Genomic DNA, 16,839 nt, shown 5'->3' on the forward strand with positions numbered 1-16,839 from the left:
TCCTCCTCTCAGCCGGTGGTGAAGGTGAAGTCGTCGAGGTCGTACAGGGCTCCGGTGCCGCTGCCCCGGAAGACCAGGTAGAGGCTGGTGGTGCCGCGCGGGGCCCTCGTGAGGTCGGCGTCGACGTCCTGGAAGGTCTCCCAGCCTCCGGTCGGGGGCACGGTCGCGGTGCCGAGCAGGGTGCCGGTGGCGGAGCTGGCACGGACCTCGAGGGTGCCGCCGCTGCCGCCGGACGAGACGCGGGCGGTGATCTTCGTGGCGTCGCTCAGGACGTACGGCGTGAAGGAGATCCAGTCGCCGTCGTGGATGTCGCCGACGGTCTTGCCGCCGTGCGCGCCGTCCTTGCCGATGACGGAGATGCCGGAGGCGTCGTCGTGGTGCTCGGCCTGCCGGTGCCTGGGCTGGGTGACGTTCTGGTCGTGGGTGGTCAGCGGGGCCTGGCCGCCGCCCCCGCCGTCGGTGTACTCGGCGTCGAAGACCCCGAAGATGTTGGCGTCGTCGTCATGGCCGCCGTCGGCACTGGTCTGGATGGTGCCCGAGCAGCCGTTGGCCGAGGTCAGCGGGTGGCCGTGGGTGTCGTGGCCGAGGACGAAGCTGACCTTGACCTTGGCGCAGTCGACGGCCGTACCGTCCTCGGGGTCGGTGACCTCGACCTTGAACGGCACCGCGTCGCCGAAGCTGAACAGCTGCCCGTCGGCGGGGAGTTTCAGCGTCACCGAGGGCGCGGTGTTGCCGACGACGACCCGCACGCTCGCGCTTCCGGTGCGCCCGGTGGCGTCCTTGACGGTGAGCGTCGCGGTGTAGGTGCCGTTCTTCTTGTACTTGTGCGTGGGGCTGGCCGCGGTGGAGGTGGAGCCGTCGCCGAAGTCCCAGCTGTGGGTGAGGGCGTCGCCGTCCTGGTCGCTGCTGCCCGCGGAGGAGAACCGCACTTTCATCGGGCTCTGCCCGGAGGTGCGGTCGGCGGCGGCCTGGGCGACGGGCGAGTGGCCGTCGGTGGCGTTCTCGATGCGGTACAGCGCCGAGTGCTCGTCGCCGCCGAACCAGGCGGTGCCGTAGTCGAGGACGTACAGCGCGCCGTCCGGGCCGAAGGCCATGTCCATGATCTGCGTGCCGGTCCAGGGCACGTCGTCGACCGACTGGACGGTGCCGTCGGCGTCGCTGGTGATCCGCTTGATCCAGCGGCGGCCGAACTCCCCGGCGAAGAAGTCGCCGTCGTAGGCCTCGGGGAACTTCACGGGCGAGTCGAGGTCCGCGTCGTAGTGGTAGACCGGGCCGCCCATCGGGGACTCCGAGCCGTCGCCGAACTCCGGCACCGAGGGGCCGTCGTACGGAATCCAGGCGGCCTGCGCGGGCGGCAAATCGGTCAGGCCGGTGTTGTTCGGCGAGGTGTTCTTCGGCGCGGCGCAGTCGAAGGACTCCCCGGAGGTGCCGGTGGCGAAGTCGTAGTCGCGGTAGGCATCGTTGTCACCCGTGCAGTACGGCCACCCGAAGTTGCCCGGACCGGTGACGCGGGCGAACTCGACCTGGCCGGCCGGGCCGCGTGCCGGGTCTGCGGCACCCGCGTCCGGGCCGTAGTCGCCGACGTACAGGGTCCCGGTCTTCTTGTCGACGCTGAACCGGAAGGGGTTGCGGAAGCCCATCGCGTAGATCTCGGGCCGGGTCTTGTCGGTGCCGGGCTCGAAGAGGTTGCCGTCGGGGATCGTGTACGAGCCGTCGGCGTTGACCTTGATCCGCAGGATCTTGCCGCGCAGGTCGTTGGTGTTGCCCGAGGAGCGCTGGGCGTCGAAGGCCGGGTTGCGGTCCGCCCGCTCGTCGATCGGGGTGAAGCCGTCCGACTGGAAGGGGTTGGAGTCGTCGCCCGTCGACAGGTACAGGTTGCCCGCCGCGTCGAAGTCGATGTCGCCGCCGACGTGGCAGCAGATGCCGCGTGAGGTCTGCACGTCGAGGATCTTCTTCTCGCTGGCCTTGTCCAGGGTGCCGTCGGTGTTCAGCACGAACCGGGAGAGCCGGTTGACGCCGTCGAACGGCGCGAAGTCGGCCGCGGTGCCGGTCTCGGGGGCGTCGCCCGCCGGGGTGTTCAGCGGGGGTGCGTAGTAGAGGTAGATGAAACGGTTCTCCAGGAAGGCCGGGTCGACGCCGACGCCCTGCAGGCCCTCCTCGTCGTGGGTGTACACGTCGAGCTTCCCGGAGACCTCGGTGTTGCCCGCCGCGTCGGTGATGCGCAGTACGCCGTCGCGGGAGGTGTGCAGGACGGAGCGGTCCGGGAGGACGGCCAGCGACATCGGCTCGCCGACCTCCGGCGCGCCCTTGGCGAGGGTGACCTGCTGGAAGTCCTCGGCGGCGGCCCGCACCCCGGCCGGGCCGGTGTCGTCCGCGTCGGCCGGGAGTGCGGTCAGGGTGAGGGAGGCCCCCGCGAGCAGGGCGCCGCTGAGCAGCGCCACCGCCCTGCGGACCTGCGGGTGTCGTCCATGGGTGCTGCTTCTGGCGGTGGGGGGGACGGGCTGGTTGCCGTGCACGAATGCCTCCAGAAAAGGCGGGTTGTACGGGCGGTGCGGTACGCCGGGATGCGCCGTCATCCCGGAGCCGAGCGGGTGGAGCGAACGGGGTCCAGCAGTGGGGGGTCGGGGGGAAGCGGTGGGTCAGTTGCCGAAGGCCGCGTCGAACGAGGCCGTCGGCGGTTCGAAGTCGTAGGCCTTGAGGTGGGTGAGGGCCTCGGGGGCGCCCTGGAGGCGGTCCATGCCCGCGTCCTCCCACTCGACGGAGACGGGGCCCCGGTAGCCGATGGAGCGCAGCATCCGGAAGACGTCCTCCCAGGGCACGTCGCCGTGCCCCGCGGACACGAAGTCCCAGCCGCGGCGCGGGTCGCCCCACGGCAGGTGGGAGCCGAGCCGGCCGTTGCGGCCGTCGAGGCGTTTGCGGGCCTCCTTGCAGTCGACGTGGTAGATGCGGTCGCGGAAGTCCCAGAGGAAACCGACCGGGTCGAGGTCCTGCCACACGAAGTGGGAGGGGTCGAAGTTGAGGCCGAAGGCCGGCCGGTGGCCGACCGCCTCCAGGGTGCGTACGGTCGTCCAGTAGTCGTAGGCGATCTCGCTGGGGTGGACCTCGTGCGCGAACCGCACGCCCTCCGCGTCGAAGACGTCCAGGATCGGGTTCCAGCGCTCGGCGAAGTCCTCGTAGCCGCGGTCGATCATCGACTCGGGCGCGGGCGGGAACATGGCGACCAGGTGCCAGATGGCGGAACCGGTGAAGCCGATGACGGTGTCGACGCCGAGGCGGGCCGCGGCGCGCGCGGTGTCCTTGATCTCGGCGGCGGCCCGCTGCCGTACGCCTTCGGCGTCGCCGTCGCCCCAGATGCGGGCGGGCAGGATCGCCCGGTGGCGTTCGTCGATGATGGCGTCGCAGACGGCCTGGCCTACGAGGTGGTTGGAGATCGCCCAGCACTTCAGTCCGTACGTGTCGAGCAGGGCCTTACGGGAATCGACGTAGCCGGGGTCGGCGAGGGCCTTGTCGACCTCGAAGTGGTCTCCCCAGCAGGCGAGTTCGAGTCCGTCGTAGCCGAAGTCGCGGGCCAGGCGGCAGACCTCCTCCAGGGGCAGGTCCGCCCACTGACCGGTGAACAGGGTGAAGTCGCGCGGCATCCTGGGCCTCCTCAGACCGCGATGGGCGTGTAGACGGCGTCGTTCCCGGCGCTCTCCTCGACGGCGGCCAGCACGCGCTGCACCTGCAGGCCGTCGGCGAAGGAGGGCCGCGGGACGCCGCCGTCGGCGACGGCGTGCACCAGGTCGCGGGCCTGGTGGACGAAGGTGTGCTCGTAGCCGAGGCCGTGGCCGGGCGGCCACCAGGCCGCCAGGTAGGGGTGATCGGCCTCGGTGACGAGGATGCGCCGGAAACCGGCGTGCGTGCCGGGCTCGCGGGCGTCGTGGTACGACAGCTCGTTCAGGCGCTCCAGGTCGAAGGCGAGCGAGCCGTCCGAGCCGTTGAGTTCGATGCGCAGGGCGTTCTTGCGGCCGGTGGCGTAGCGGGTGGCCTCGAAGGAGGCGAGGGCGCCCGAGGGGAAGCGGCCGGTGAACAGGGCGGCGTCGTCGACGGTGACCTGCCCGGTGCCGTCGGCCGATTCGGCGGTCAGGCCCTGCGGGGACCCGCCGGGCAGCGGACGGCGTCGTACGAACGTCTCGGTGAGGGCGGAGACACCGGCGAGCCGCTCGCCCGCCAGGTGCTGTGCGAGGTCCACGATGTGCGCGCCGAGGTCGCCGAGCGCCCCGGAGCCCGCCTGGTCCCTGCGCAGCCGCCAGGTCAGCGGGAACTCCGGGTCGACCAGCCAGTCCTGCAGGTAGGCGACCCGTACGTGACGCAGCGCGCCCAGCCTGCCCTCGGCGATCATCTCGCGGGCCAGGGCCAGGGCGGGCACCCGGCGGTAGTTGAAGCCGACCATGGCGACCTGTCCGCGCCGCGCGGCCTCCTCGGCGGCCCGGGCCATGGCCGCCGCCTCCTCGACGGTGTTGGCGAGGGGCTTCTCGCACAGGACGTGCTTCCCGGCGGCGAGCGCGGCCAGCGCGATCTCGGCGTGGCTGTCGCCGGGGGTGCAGATGTCGACGAGGTCGACGTCGTCCCGTTCGATCAGAGCACGCCAGTCGGTCTCGGTCGCCGCCCAGCCGTGCCGGTCGGCCGCCGCGCGTACGGCGGTGGCGTCCCGGCCGCAGATCGCGGCGAGCACCGGGGTGCGCGGCAGGTCGAAGACGCGGCCCGCGGTGCGCCAGCCCTGGGAGTGGGCGGCGCCCATGAAGGCGTAGCCGACCATGCCGACCCTGAGTGGCGGCTTGCCGTTCTCCGCTCCTTCGTGCTGCTGCGACTGTCCCATGCGGAAGGTCCTCCTCGTCGTCACGGCGCGGTGGGGGGTGGAACCGGCTCTCCCGGCGCGGGCCGGGGCCCGTGGCCGGGGAGCTCCCGGCCGGCTCCCGGACCGGGGGCCTGCCGGGTCCGGGGGCCTGCCGGGTCCGGGGGCCTGCCGGGTCCGGGGGCCTGCCGGGTCCGGGGGCCTGGCGGCCCTTGCCGGCGGGGCCGGGCCACGGCCCGCCGGGAGCCGCCCGGCGGTACCCGTGGGCCTCGCCCGTGCCCGCGGCCCTCGTGGGCGGCGGGCACGGGCGGGCCTGGCCCGGCGTGCGGGCGCCTCTACTTGAAGCCGGTGGACATGTACCGGTCGACGTTCGTCTTGTCGACGACGGCCGAGTAGAGGGTGAGCGACGCCGGGATCTCGAACTCGGCGAGGCCTCCCACACCCTTGCCCTGGCCGAGGGCCCGCGCCAGGTCGATGGCGGACGCGGCCATGGTCGGCGGGTACAGCACGGTCGCCTTGAGGACGCCGTCGTCCTGCTTGATGGCCTGGAACGCGGAGAGCGCGCCGGCGCCGCCGACCATCAGGAAGTCGTCGCGGCCCGCCTGCTCGATGGCGCGCAGGGCGCCCACGCCCTGGTCGTCGTCGTGGTTCCACAGCGCGTCGAACTTCGGCTGCGCCTGGAGCAGCTGGGCCATCTTGGCCTGCCCGGACTCGACGGTGAAGGCGGCCGCCTGGCGGGCCACCTTCTTGATGTTGGGGTAGTTCTTCAGGGCGTCGTCGAAGCCCTGGGAGCGCTGCTTGGTCAGCTCCAGGTTGTCGAGGCCGGCGAGCTCGATGACGCGGGCGTTCGGCTTGCCCTTGAGCTTTTCGCCGATGTAGTGACCGGCGTTGAGGCCCATGCCGTAGTTGTCGCCGCCTATCCAGCAGCGGTAGGCCTGCGGGGAGTTGAAGACCCGGTCGAGGTTGACGACGGGTATGCCCGCGCGCATCGCCTTCAGCCCGACCCGGGTGAGGGCCTTGCCGTCGGCGGGCAGCACCACCAGGACGTCGACCTTCTTGTTGATGAGGGTCTCGATCTGGCCGATCTGCTGCGCGGTGTCGTTGGAGCCCTCGGTGATCTCCAGCATGACGTCCTCGTACCGCTCGGCGCGGCTCTTGGCGTTCTCGTTGATCGCGTTGAGCCAGCCGTGGTCGGCCTGCGGGCCGGCGAAGCCGATGGTGACGTGCTTGCCGGGCTTGTCGGCGACGGACTGCGGGTCCGCGGCCTTGTCGTCCTTGTCCGACGACTCGTTGCGGGTGCACCCGGTGAGGAGGGCACCGGCCGACACGGCGGCCGTGCCGAAGAGAAGTCCTCTGCGGCTGGTGAAGTGAGACATGACGGTGAACCCTTTCCTCAGGTCGTGCTCGCGGTACGGCGCTGGACCAGCACGGCGGCGACGATGATCGCGCCCTTGGCGATCTCCTGGACGTCGCTCTGCAGGTTGTTCAGGGCGAAGATGTTGGTGATCGTGGTGAAGATCAGGACGCCGAGCACGGAGCCGGTGATGGTGCCGCGCCCGCCGCTGAGCAGGGTGCCGCCGATGATCGCGGCGGCGATGGCGTCGAGTTCGTAGAGGTTGCCGTTGGTGTTCTGGCCGGAGCCGGACAGGACGATCAGCAGGAAGGCGGCGATGCCGCAGCACAGCCCGGACAGCAGGTAGAGGTACAGGCGCTGGCGGCGTACGTCGATGCCGGCGAGCCGGGCCGCCTCGCTGTTGCCGCCGACGGCCACGGTGCGGCGGCCGAAGGTGGTGCGGTTGAGCACCAGCCAGCCGATGACCGTCACGACCGCGAACACCAGCACGAGCGGCGGGATGCCGAGCACGTACGCGTCGCGCTCGCCGAGGTCCAGCACGCCTTCGACGCTCACGACCTGGGTCCTGCCATCGGTGATCTGCAGGGCGAGACCGCGGGCCGAGGCGAGCATGGCGAGCGTGGCGATGAACGGCACCATCGCCCCGTAGGCGACGAGCACGCCGTTGACGAGTCCGCAGCCCACGCCGACCACGACCGCGGTGAACAGGATGCCCGCGAATCCGTACTCCTGGGTGGCGACGGTCGTCGCCCACACGGAGGCCAGGGCGACGATCGCGCCGACGGACAGATCGATGCCGCCGGAGATGATCACGAAGGTCATGCCGACGGTGACGACACCGATCACGGAGGCCTGCGTGAGGACGAGTTGCAGGTTGCGGGTGTCGAGGAACTCGTCGGGTTTGGTGATGCCGCCGATGATCACCAGCACGGCGAGCACGCCGAGCAGGGACAGGGTGCGGACGTCGACGCGGGCGAACACGCCGCGCCAGGCGCTCGGCCCGCCCACCGGGTCCGTCTTGCCGATGCCGCCCCGGGGCGGGGACACGTGCTGCGTCATGACGCCGGACTTCCTTCCATGACGAGGTCGAGGACGCGGTGTTCGTCGAGTTCGCGGGCCGGCGCCGTGTGGACGACGCTGCCCTCGCGCAGCACCAGGACGCGGTCGGCGAGGCCGAGCACCTCGGGCACTTCGCTGGAGACCAGCAGGACGGCGAGCCCTTCGTCCGCCAGGCGCCGGATGACCGCGTACAGCTCGGCGCGGGCACCGACGTCGACGCCCCTGGTCGGCTCGTCCAGCAGCAGGACGCGGCAGCCGCGCAGCAGCCAGCGGGCGAGGACGGCCTTTTGCTGGTTGCCGCCGGACAGGGTGCGCACCGGCACGGACGGGTTGTCGGGCCGCAGCGACAGTTCGCGGGTGGCGGTGCGGGCGGCGGCCAGTTCGGCGCGCCGGTCGATCCAGCCGCCGCGGGAGAAGCGCGACAGGGAGGACACCGACACGTTGCGGGTGACGGACTCCAGCATGAGCAGGGCCTGCGCCTTGCGTTCCTCGGGTGCGAGGCCGAGTCCGGCACGGACCGCGGCGCGGACGCTGCCCGGTTTGAGCGGACGTCCGTCGACGACGACCCGGCCGGCCGTCGGCTTCCGCGCCCCGTACACGGTCTCCAGGATCTCGGAGCGTCCGGAGCCGACGAGACCGGCGAGGCCGACGATCTCCCCGGCGTGCACGGTCAGGTCCAGCGGCGCGAACTCGCCCTCCCGCGCCAGCCCCCGCACCTCGAGGACCGGCTTGCCTGCGGACGCCCCGGGGCCGGGCCGCTCGGGGAAGACGTACTCCACGTTCCGACCCGTCATCAGCGCGACCACCTCCCGGGTCGGCGTCGACTCGGCGGGCAGCCCGACGGCGACGGCCCGTCCGTCCTTCAGGACGGTGACACGGTCGCCGATGCGCCGGATCTCCTCCAGGCGGTGGGAGATGTAGACGACGGCGACGCCGTCGGCCGTGAGGTCGCCGACGATGCGGAAGAGGTTGTCGACCTCGTCGGGGTCCAGGGCGGCGGAGGGCTCGTCCATGACGATGAGCCGTACGTCGTGGGACAGGGCCCGTGCCATGGACACGATCTGCTGCTGCGCCGCCGACAGGTCACCGACCAGCCGCCCGGGAGCGATCTCCGGGTGCCCGAGCCGCCGCAGCAGCGCGGCCGTCGAGGCTCGGGCGGCCTTGCCGCGTACGACGAATCCGGCGGTGGTGGGTTCGTGGCCGAGGTGGACGTTCTCGGCGACCGAGAGGTGCTCCACCAGGTCGAGTTCCTGGTAGATGGTGGCGATGCCGAGGCGCATGGCGGCGATGGGCGAGCGGAGGGTGACCTGCTCGCCGCGCCACCGGATGGTGCCGGTGTCGGGCTGGTGGGCGCCGGCCAGCACCTTGATGAGGGTGGACTTCCCGGCGCCGTTCTGGCCGAGCAGGCAGTGCACCTCGCCGGGCTGGACGTCCAGGTCGACACCGTCGAGGGCCCGGACTCCCGGGAAGGACTTGGTGATGCCGCTCATGCTGAGCAGCGGTGGTTGTGGTGCCATGCGGGTTCCCCTCGGCGGGCGGGCCGTTCGGGCCTGCGGGGGCAGGCCGGTTCCGGGCAGGGCAGGGCAGAGCAAGGGGGTGGTGCGGAGCGGTTCGGGTGGTGCGCGCGGACGGTGCCAGGAGCCCTACGGGTGGTGCGGGGGCCGTACTTGACGGGGCGGGATGCTGCCGGTGCGTGGGGGGTTACGCGGGTGAGAAAAGGTGGTCGCTGATGAGACGGGCCGCGCCGGTGACTCCGGCGGCGGGGCCCAGCTCGCCGAGGACGATGGGCAGGTTGCCGGTCGCCAGGGGCAGCGACTGGCGGTAGACCTGGGTGCGGATCGCGGCGAGCAGGGTGTGGCCGAGGCCGGTCACCCCGCCGCCGATCACCACGAGGCCGGGGTTGAAGAAGCTGACCAGGCCGGCGATGACCTGGCCGGTGCGGTTGCCGCCCTCGCGGATCAGGTCGAGGGAGGTGGCGTCACCGGCGGCGGCGGCCGCGGCGACGTCGATCGCGCTCAGGGTGCCGCCCTCGGTGAGCCGGCCGGCGAGTTCCGCCGACAGGCCCTGCTGGGCGGCCTCGGTGGCGTCCCGGGCGAGGGCCGCACCGCTGAAGTGGGCCTCCAGACAACCCCGGTTGCCGCAGGCACAGGGGCGGCCGTCGGGCACCGCCTGGATGTGCCCGATGTCTCCGGCGCTGCCCGTCGTCCCGCGGTATACCTCGCCGCCGACGACGATGCCGCAGCCGATGCCGGTGCCGATCTTGACGCAGAGGAAGTCGGCGACGCTACGGGCGACGCCCGCGTGCTGCTCCCCCATCGCCATCAGGTTCACGTCGTTGTCGACCATGACCGGACAGCCGAGTTCCTGGCTGAGCGCCTCCCGCACGGGGAAGCCGTCCCAGCCGGGCATGATCGGCGGCGCGACCGGCACGCCCTCGGGGAAGCGGACCGGGCCGGGGACGCCGATGCCGGCGCCGTCGAACCCCTCCGCGAGCCCGGAGGCCCGCAACTTCGCGGCCATGGCGAGGACCTGCTCGAAGACCGCGACGGGTCCCTCGCGCACGTCCATCGGCTGGTTGATGTGCCCGAGGACTTCCAGTTCCGCGTTGGTGACGGCGACGTCGACCGAGGTCGCGCCGATGTCGACACCGAGGAACCGCAGTCCGGGCGCGAGGCGGATGTTGTGCGAGCGGCGCCCGCCGCGGGAGGCGGCGAGTCCGTCGGCCACGACCAGGCCCGTCTCCAGCAGCCGGTCGACCTCCACGGCCAGCTTGGACCGGGACAGGTCGACCTGGTCACCCAGCTGGGCCCGGGAGTTGGGGCCGCCGTCGCGCAACAGCTTGAGCAGTCGGGCCTGATGGGCGTTCGCGGGTCGTGCCGTCATGCGTCTCACTAGCCCCTCCCGCCTCAATAGGCCCGTGCGCGCCGGTTTCCGGCCACACCATCGGCTCGCTTCGTAGGGGAAAGTAGCAGCGGCTGCCGGGACTGGGAAGAAGTCGCGCAGGAATTACCGCCGACTTTTTCCACTCGCAGGACAAAGGCCCGTGCCGTCGAAGCGGCGTCCCCCTCCGGCCCCAGGGGTTCACGCCCGGTCGCGGGCGAGGTACGGGCGACGGGTGCGCCCGGTGTGGTCCCGCACGAGCCGTTCGGCTTCCCGCCCGTCGCGGCCTCGGCGCGGTCGAACCCGTGCGCCGGCCGCCGGACCGGCCGGCCTACGGCGTACGAAAGGGCGGCGTGGGCTGCCTCTGCCCGCCCGCGCCGGTCACGGGCAGCGGACGACCTGCCCCGCGTAGGAGAGGTTGCCGCCGAAGCCGAACAGCAGGACCGGGTCGCCGGTGCTGATCGCGCCCTGCTCGACCAGCTTGGAGAAGGCGAGCGGGATGCTCGCGGCCGAGGTGTTGCCGGACTCGGTGACGTCGCGGGCGACGACGGCGTTCACGGCACCGATCTTCTCGGCGAGGGGTTCGATGATGCGCAGGTTGGCCTGGTGCGTGACGACCGCGGCGAGGTCGGCCGGGGTGAGGCCCGCCCGCTCGCACGCGGCGCGGGCGACGGGCGGCAGTTGGGTGGTCGCCCAGCGGTAGACGCTCTGGCCCTCCTGGGCGAAGCGCGGCGGGGTGCCCTCGATGCGCACCGCCCGCCCCATCCCGGGCACCGAACCCCACAGCACGGGTCCGATGCCGGTCTCCTCGCAGGCCTCCACGACCGCGGCGCCCGCGCCGTCGCCGACGAGTACGCAGGTGGAGCGGTCGGTCCAGTCGGCGACGTCGGACATCTTGTCGGCACCGACGACCAGCGCCTTCCTCGCGCCGCCTGCCCGTACGGCGTGGTCGGCGGTGGCCAGGGCGTGGGTGAACCCGGCGCACACGACGTTGATGTCCATCGCGGCGGGCGACGGCATGCCGAGGCGGGCGGCGACGCGGGCGGCCATGTTCGGGGAGCGGTCGATGGCGGTCGACGTGGCGACCAGGACCAGGTCGATGTCGTCGGGCAGCAGACCGGCCGACGCGAGTGCCTTGGCGGCGGCGTGGGCGGCGAGCTCGTCGACGGGTTCGTCGGGACCGGCGATGTGGCGGGTACGGATGCCCACCCGGCTCGTGATCCACTCGTCATTGGTGTCCACCATGGCCGCCAGGTCCTGGTTCGTCAGGATGCGGGCGGGCTGGTAGTGGCCGACGGCGACGATCCGCGAGCCGTTCATGGCGTCCCCCTTGGTGCGTGTGTAGCGGGATTCACCAGTCTGATCAGTGACTCGTGGGTAGCGCGGCAGGTGAAGCGACAGGAAAGCGGAGCGCGCCTTGTCGGCTTCTGTCAGACCCTCGGGCGCCCGGGCGTCCCCGAGGGCAACCTCGGGGACGCCGAGCTCTCGTGTCGAACGGCCGTTCATCGCGGCCGTTCGACACGGCCCTTCGTCCGGTGAACGGCCGGGGGCTCGTTCATCCGGTGAACAGTTGCGTGGCCTTGCGGACGAGTTCGTACACGCCGTAGGCGAGCGGGGCGCCCACCCACAGCCAGGCGAAGGCGATCAGGCCGCGCCGGCTAGGCGGACTCTGGCTGCTGACGCCGGTCATCGGCGGCCTCCCGGGGTGTGGGGACGTGGTGGCGGGGGTGGACGGGCCGGACGAGTTCGTTGGCGGCGAATCCGACGACGAGCAGCCCGATCATGATGAGGAACGACAGTCCGTACAGGGCCGGGCCGTGCCGCCCCGCCTCCTCCTGCCGGTCGGCGATCCAGTTGACGATCAGCGGCCCGAGGACGCCGGCCGTGGACCACGCGGTGAGCAGCCGGCCGTGGATGGCGCCGACCTGGTAGGTGCCGAAGAGGTCCTTCAGATAGGCGGGGATCGTCGCGAAGCCGCCGCCGTAGAAGGAGAGGATGACGAGCGCGCCCAGCACGAACAGCGGCTTGGACGCGTCGCCGAACAGGGCGATCAGCGCGTACGTCAGGGCGCCCACGCCGAGGTAGAGGCGGTAGATGTTCTTGCGTCCGACACGGTCGGAGGCCGACGACCAGCCGATGCGGCCGGCCATGTTGGCCGCGGACAGCAGCGCGACGAAGCCGGCCGCCGCGGTCGCGGAGACCGGCGCCGAGGTGTCCGCGAAGAAGTCGGTGATCATCGGGGCGGCCTTCTCCAGGATGCCGATGCCGGCGGTGACGTTCGTGCAGAGCACGATCCACAGGAACCAGAACTGCGGGGTGCGTACCGCGACTCGGGCGGAGACCTGCGGACCGTCGAGCACGCCCGGCCCGGTGCCGACGGGCCGTTCCCCGCGCGGCACCCGCACGAGCAGCACGCCCAGCGCCATGAAGACCGCGTATGTCAGCCCGTGCACGAGGAACGCGAGGGCGATGCCGGAGCTGTCGGCGCCGAACGACTCCAGCATCTGCGCCGACCAGGGCGAGGCGATGAGCGCGCCGCCGCCGAAGCCCATGATGGCGATGCCGGTGGCCATGCCGGGCCGGTCGGGGAACCACTTGATCAGGGTGGAGACGGGCGAGATGTAGCCGATGCCGAGGCCGATCCCGCCGATGAAGCCGTAGCCGAGGACGATCAGCCAGTACTGCTCGGTGGCCGCGCCGAGCGCGGAGAGCAGGAAACCGGAGGAGAAGCAGAGCAGGGCGACGGTCATCGCCCAGCGCGGCCCGTTGCGTTCGACGAGCGTGCCGCCGAACGCGGCGGACAGGCCGAGCATGACGATGCCGAGCTGGAAGGGCAGCGCGCTCTGGGTGCCGCTGAGGCCGAGCGCGGATTCGAGGGGCGGTTTGAACACGCTCCAGGCGTAGGCCTGTCCGATGGAGAGGTGGACGGAGAGGGCAGCCGGGGGGACGAGCCAGCGGCTCCAGCCGGGGGGTGCGACAGGGGGGCTCATGAGTCCTCAACCGTAGGGAGCGGGGGACCGCTTGAGAAGACGGTTGAGCGCACAACCACAGGTGCCGGCGGGCCGGCGCGGGCCTCGCCGCCGTACCGTCCCGACGCCGGGCCGGGACGGCCGACGCGACGGCGGGGCGATTCGCGCCGCGGCCGGGACGGCACGTTGACGCCGTGCAGGACAATGAGACCGTGAAGGTCACCTCACCGCACGGCCACGCGGTGACCCGCGGCAACCCCTCAGCACGTGCCGTTTCGACCACCAGCGCATACAGAACCGGGGCTGATCACGACATGGGACGTGTCACGGAACGACGCAAGGTGCTCCGCATCCGGGACGGTGCCGTCTCCTCCCGTCCGGACACCCTGGTGGCCGAGGAGCCGCTGGAGATCCGGCTGAACGGCAGACCGCTCGCCATCACCATGCGCACACCGGGCGACGACTTCGCGCTGGCCGCCGGTTTCCTCGTCAGCGAGGGCGTCCTGGCCGCCGCGTCCGACCTGCGGAACATCGTCTACTGCGCGGGCGCGACCGTCGACGGCTCGAACACGTACAACGTGGTGGACGTGACGACGGACCCGGGCGTGGTGATCCCCGACATCACCCTCGAGCGCAACGTGTACACGACCTCGTCCTGCGGCCTGTGCGGCAAGGCGAGCCTGGACGCGGTCCGTACGACGGCACGGTGGCCCGTCGCCGACACCCCCCTGGTCCGTGTGACGCCCGCGCTGCTGGCGAGCCTCCCCGACCGGCTGCGGGCGGCCCAGCGGGTCTTCGACCGCACCGGGGGCCTGCACGCGGCGGCACTGTTCTCCGAGGACGGCGACCTGCTGGACGTACGGGAGGACGTGGGCCGGCACAACGCGGTCGACAAGCTGGTGGGCCGCGCCCTGCAGCACGGTGAGCTGCCGCTGTCCCGCGCGATCCTGCTGGTGTCGGGCCGGGCGTCGTTCGAGCTGGCGCAGAAGGCCGTCATGGCGGCGATTCCCGTACTGGCGGCGGTGTCCGCGCCGTCGTCCCTCGCGGTGGACCTGGCCGCCGAGACGGGCCTCACCCTGGTGGGCTTCCTGCGGGGCAGTTCCATGAACGTGTACGCGGGTGAGGACCGGGTCTCCCTCGGGGCCGCGTCCGGCCGGGACTGAGGCCCGCCCGGTCACCCGGCTGCCCGAGCGCCGCCGCGGGCTCGGCGGGGCGGCTCAGCCGGGACGTGCGGCGGCCCCGGTTCCCGGCGCCGCCGCTCCCGCCGGCGCGCTGCCGGCCTCGTCGGGGTCGCGGGAGCGGCGCTTGGCGATCACGGCGCACACCATCAGCTGCATCTGGTGGAACAGCAGCAGCGGCAGCACGGCCAGCGAGGCGTGGGCGCCGAACAGGACGCTCGCCATGGGCAGACCGGAGGCGAGGGACTTCTTGGAGCCGGCGAACTGGATGGCGATGCGGTCGGCCCGCCCGAAGCCGAGCGCCCGGGCCCCGTACCAGGTCAGGGCCAGCATCACGGCGAGCAGCACGGCCTCCACCGCGAGCAGTCCGGCCAGCCGGGCGGGGCTCACCGTGTGCCAGACGCCCCGCACCATGCCGGCGCTGAACGCGGTGTAGACGACGAGGAGGATCGAGCCGCGGTCGACGATCCCGAGGACCGTGCGGTGCCGGGCGACGAACGCGCCGATCCAGCGGCGCAGGAGTTGCCCGGCGAGGAACGGCACGAGCAGTTGCAGCACGATCTTCGCCACCGAGTGGGCGGAGAAGCCGGCGCCGTCGCCGCCGAGCAGGACGGTGGCGAGCAGCGGGGTGAGGACGATGCCGGCGAGGGAGGAGAAGGAGCCCGCGCAGATCGCGGCGGGCACGTTGCCGCGCGCGATCGAGGTGAAGGCGATGGACGACTGGATGGTCGACGGCACCAGGGTGAGGAACAGCAGGCCCTGGTGCAGGGGGTCGCTCAGGAGCACCGGGACGAGCCCGCGGGTGGCGAGTCCGAGCAGCGGGAACACCACGAACGTGCAGATCAGGACGGTGCCGTGGAGCCGCCAGTGCCGCAGGCCGTCGAGGGCTTCGCGGGTGGACAGGCGGGCGCCGTAGAGGAAGAAGAGGAACCCGATCGCGGCGGTGGAGGCCCCGGTGACGACGTCGGCCGATGTCCCGCGGGCCGGGAGCAGCGCCGCGAGACCCACCGTCCCGAGGAGCAGCAGGATGTAGGGGTCGACCGGGATCCGGGGTGGCCGGCGCAGACGTTTCACGGTGCTCCACTGGCTCGGTGAGGTGCTCGGGGCGGGGGGCGGGGTCTCTTCTCCGGAGCGGCAACTCCCCCGGGGTTCTCTCATCGTGCTGCCTTCCCCGGCGATCGGGAATCCCGTACACCGCACTCACTGTCATCGCGTGGCGTGATGGGCACGGTACCGTGGCCGGTGTGTACGACCCCTCCCAGCTACGGACCTTCCTGGCGGTGGCGCAGACGCTGAGCTTCACGCGGGCCGCGCGGCGGCTGGGGCTGCGTCAGTCGACGGTGAGCCAGCACGTGCGGCGGCTGGAGGACGCCACCGGCCGGCAGTTGTTCACCCGGGACACGCATTCGGTGGAGCTGACCGAGGACGGCGAGGCCATGCTGGGCTTCGCGCGCCGGATTCTGGCGGTGCACGAGCAGGCGGCGGCGTTCTTCACGGGCACCCGGCTGCGCGGGCGGCTGCGGTTCGGGGCGTCGGAGGACTTCGTGCTGACCCGGCTGCCGGAGATCCTGGAGGGTTTCCGGCACGAGCATCCCGAGGTCGACCTGGAGCTGACGGTGGAGCTGTCCGGCGCGCTGCACGAGCGGCTGGCGGCCGGGGATCTGGACCTCGTCCTGGCCAAGCGACGGCCGCAGGACCTGCGGGGCGAGACCGTCTGGCAGGACCGGCTGGTGTGGATCGGAGCGGAGCGGTTCCGGCTGGATCCGGAGCGGCCGGTGCCGCTGATCCTGTATCCGCCGCCCGGCATCACCCGGGCGCTTGCCCTGGATGCGCTGCGGCGGCAGGGGCGCGAGTGGCGGATCGCGTGTACGAGCGGCAGCCTCAACGGCCTGGTCGCGGCGGCGCGGGCCGGGCTCGGGGTGATGGCGCACTCGCGGGGTCTGATCCCGCCGGGTCTGGTGCGGATGCCGGACCGGTCGGGACTGCCGGAGCTGGGGCCGGTGGACTTCGTGCTGGTGCACGGGCGGCGCCGCACCACGGCACAGGACGCGGCGGACGCGCTGGCGGCGATGATCCTCGCGGGCGGCGACCGCCTGCAACAGCGCCGCCGCGAGAGCGCCCCCTGACACCGGCCGGACCGGAACGGGAGGCGGCCGGCGGGGCCGGCGACGGGGACCCGCGGCGCACGGCACCGGACGGCGCGACGGGTCCGGCGCGGCGGCCCGCGCGCCCGAGCCGACGGCCCGCCCGGCACCCGGTGTGACGCATTCGGCGACGCCGGCGCTGACCCGAAGGGAGGGACGGCCCCCGGCAGGACGGCCGCTGTCCGTGAAGGGCCCGTGACCGGGCGGCAAAGCCGCTGGTGGGGGGGCCCGAGTGCGGGCTGCGCGCGGGACCGGAGGCCGACGGCCGGATCGTACAGATTCGGTGGAGATTACGGCACCGAAACTTACTCAACCGTCAGGAAAGTGTCCGACCCTTCCCCATGTGAGCGCATTTTCCCTCACTGACCAGGGCAGACGAGGGGGTCCACGAGTGCCGGGGCCCCTCCCGGCCGCTCGGTGC

13 protein-coding genes are annotated in these 16,839 nt (G+C 72.4%); 2 read left to right on the plus strand and 11 right to left on the minus strand.

Annotated features, from left to right (window positions below):
• Positions 1-8: 8 nt before the first annotated feature.
• From ABZ354_RS00200 to ABZ354_RS00245, 10 genes are all read right to left on the minus strand, one after another.
• Complete coding sequence (locus ABZ354_RS00200; protein WP_358651273.1) at positions 9-2,576, minus strand: PQQ-dependent sugar dehydrogenase; 2,568 nt, start codon at positions 2,574-2,576, stop codon at positions 9-11.
• A gap of 63 nt (positions 2,577-2,639) precedes the next feature.
• A complete protein-coding gene (locus ABZ354_RS00205) occupies positions 2,640-3,638 on the minus strand; it encodes a sugar phosphate isomerase/epimerase family protein (RefSeq protein ID WP_358651275.1) in 999 nt (332 codons plus the stop codon).
• An 11-nt stretch (positions 3,639-3,649) separates the two neighbouring features.
• The gene (locus ABZ354_RS00210; protein ID WP_358651277.1) at positions 3,650-4,858 is read right to left on the minus strand and encodes a Gfo/Idh/MocA family oxidoreductase; all 1,209 of its coding nucleotides are present in this window, start codon (positions 4,856-4,858) and stop codon (positions 3,650-3,652) included.
• Positions 4,859-5,169: 311 nt separating this feature from the next.
• On the minus strand, positions 5,170-6,210 hold the full coding sequence (locus ABZ354_RS00215) for a substrate-binding domain-containing protein (protein WP_358651279.1): 1,041 nt from the start codon (positions 6,208-6,210) through the stop codon (positions 5,170-5,172).
• 17 nt (positions 6,211-6,227) lie between these two features.
• Positions 6,228-7,247, minus strand: a complete 1,020-nt coding sequence (locus ABZ354_RS00220; protein ID WP_358651281.1) for an ABC transporter permease — start codon at positions 7,245-7,247, stop codon at positions 6,228-6,230.
• The gene (locus ABZ354_RS00225; RefSeq protein ID WP_358651283.1) at positions 7,244-8,764 is read right to left on the minus strand and encodes a sugar ABC transporter ATP-binding protein; all 1,521 of its coding nucleotides are present in this window, start codon (positions 8,762-8,764) and stop codon (positions 7,244-7,246) included. Before ABZ354_RS00225 ends, ABZ354_RS00220 begins: the two co-directional genes overlap by 4 nt.
• Before the next feature lie 184 nt (positions 8,765-8,948).
• Positions 8,949-10,130 carry an ROK family transcriptional regulator gene (locus tag ABZ354_RS00230; RefSeq protein ID WP_358651285.1) on the minus strand — a complete coding sequence of 394 codons (1,182 nt, stop codon included), beginning with the start codon at positions 10,128-10,130 and terminating at the stop codon, positions 8,949-8,951.
• A gap of 378 nt (positions 10,131-10,508) precedes the next feature.
• Positions 10,509-11,447, minus strand: coding sequence for a beta-ketoacyl-ACP synthase III (locus ABZ354_RS00235; RefSeq protein ID WP_358651287.1), 939 nt, complete (start codon positions 11,445-11,447; stop codon positions 10,509-10,511).
• Between the two features lie 235 nt (positions 11,448-11,682).
• Positions 11,683-11,817 (minus strand): hypothetical protein, encoded by a 135-nt coding sequence (locus ABZ354_RS00240; protein WP_358651289.1) that lies wholly within the window; start codon positions 11,815-11,817, stop codon positions 11,683-11,685.
• Positions 11,786-13,117 (minus strand): OFA family MFS transporter, encoded by a 1,332-nt coding sequence (locus ABZ354_RS00245; protein WP_358651291.1) that lies wholly within the window; start codon positions 13,115-13,117, stop codon positions 11,786-11,788. The genes ABZ354_RS00240 and ABZ354_RS00245 overlap by 32 nt, the downstream gene beginning before the upstream one ends.
• Positions 13,118-13,410: 293 nt before the next feature.
• Between ABZ354_RS00245 and fdhD the strand changes: the two genes are divergently transcribed.
• Entirely contained in the window at positions 13,411-14,259 is an 849-nt protein-coding gene (fdhD, locus tag ABZ354_RS00250; protein ID WP_358651293.1) for a formate dehydrogenase accessory sulfurtransferase FdhD, read from the plus strand.
• A 54-nt stretch (positions 14,260-14,313) separates the two neighbouring features.
• Here fdhD and ABZ354_RS00255 read toward each other — a convergent pair whose 3' ends face one another.
• A complete protein-coding gene (locus ABZ354_RS00255) occupies positions 14,314-15,348 on the minus strand; it encodes a bile acid:sodium symporter family protein (RefSeq protein ID WP_358651295.1) in 1,035 nt (344 codons plus the stop codon).
• A 170-nt stretch (positions 15,349-15,518) separates the two neighbouring features.
• Here ABZ354_RS00255 and ABZ354_RS00260 point away from each other — a divergent pair, with 170 nt between their 5' ends.
• On the plus strand, positions 15,519-16,400 hold the full coding sequence (locus tag ABZ354_RS00260; RefSeq protein WP_358651297.1) for a LysR substrate-binding domain-containing protein: 882 nt from the start codon (positions 15,519-15,521) through the stop codon (positions 16,398-16,400).
• Positions 16,401-16,839: the final 439 nt, after the last annotated feature.

Origin of the sequence: Streptomyces sp. NPDC005925 (assembly GCF_040638805.1) — a bacterium.
GTDB lineage: Bacteria > Actinomycetota > Actinomycetes > Streptomycetales > Streptomycetaceae > Streptomyces.

What these genes read in the sequence shown, in the direction of transcription:
- ABZ354_RS00200 (WP_358651273.1), bottom strand. Translation starts at nt 2,576, where the DNA reads ATGACGGCGCATCCCGGCGTACCGCACCGCCCGTACAACCCGCCTTTT.
- ABZ354_RS00235 (WP_358651287.1), bottom strand. Translation starts at nt 11,447, where the DNA reads ATGAACGGCTCGCGGATCGTCGCCGTCGGCCACTACCAGCCCGCCCGC.
- ABZ354_RS00225 (WP_358651283.1), bottom strand. Translation starts at nt 8,764, where the DNA reads ATGGCACCACAACCACCGCTGCTCAGCATGAGCGGCATCACCAAGTCC.
- ABZ354_RS00245 (WP_358651291.1), bottom strand. Translation starts at nt 13,117, where the DNA reads ATGAGCCCCCCTGTCGCACCCCCCGGCTGGAGCCGCTGGCTCGTCCCC.
- ABZ354_RS00230 (WP_358651285.1), bottom strand. Translation starts at nt 10,130, where the DNA reads ATGACGGCACGACCCGCGAACGCCCATCAGGCCCGACTGCTCAAGCTG.
- ABZ354_RS00220 (WP_358651281.1), bottom strand. Translation starts at nt 7,247, where the DNA reads ATGACGCAGCACGTGTCCCCGCCCCGGGGCGGCATCGGCAAGACGGAC.
- ABZ354_RS00240 (WP_358651289.1), bottom strand. Translation starts at nt 11,817, where the DNA reads ATGACCGGCGTCAGCAGCCAGAGTCCGCCTAGCCGGCGCGGCCTGATC.
- ABZ354_RS00215 (WP_358651279.1), bottom strand. Translation starts at nt 6,210, where the DNA reads ATGTCTCACTTCACCAGCCGCAGAGGACTTCTCTTCGGCACGGCCGCC.
- ABZ354_RS00205 (WP_358651275.1), bottom strand. Translation starts at nt 3,638, where the DNA reads ATGCCGCGCGACTTCACCCTGTTCACCGGTCAGTGGGCGGACCTGCCC.
- ABZ354_RS00210 (WP_358651277.1), bottom strand. Translation starts at nt 4,858, where the DNA reads ATGGGACAGTCGCAGCAGCACGAAGGAGCGGAGAACGGCAAGCCGCCA.
- fdhD (WP_358651293.1), top strand. Translation starts at nt 13,411, where the DNA reads ATGGGACGTGTCACGGAACGACGCAAGGTGCTCCGCATCCGGGACGGT.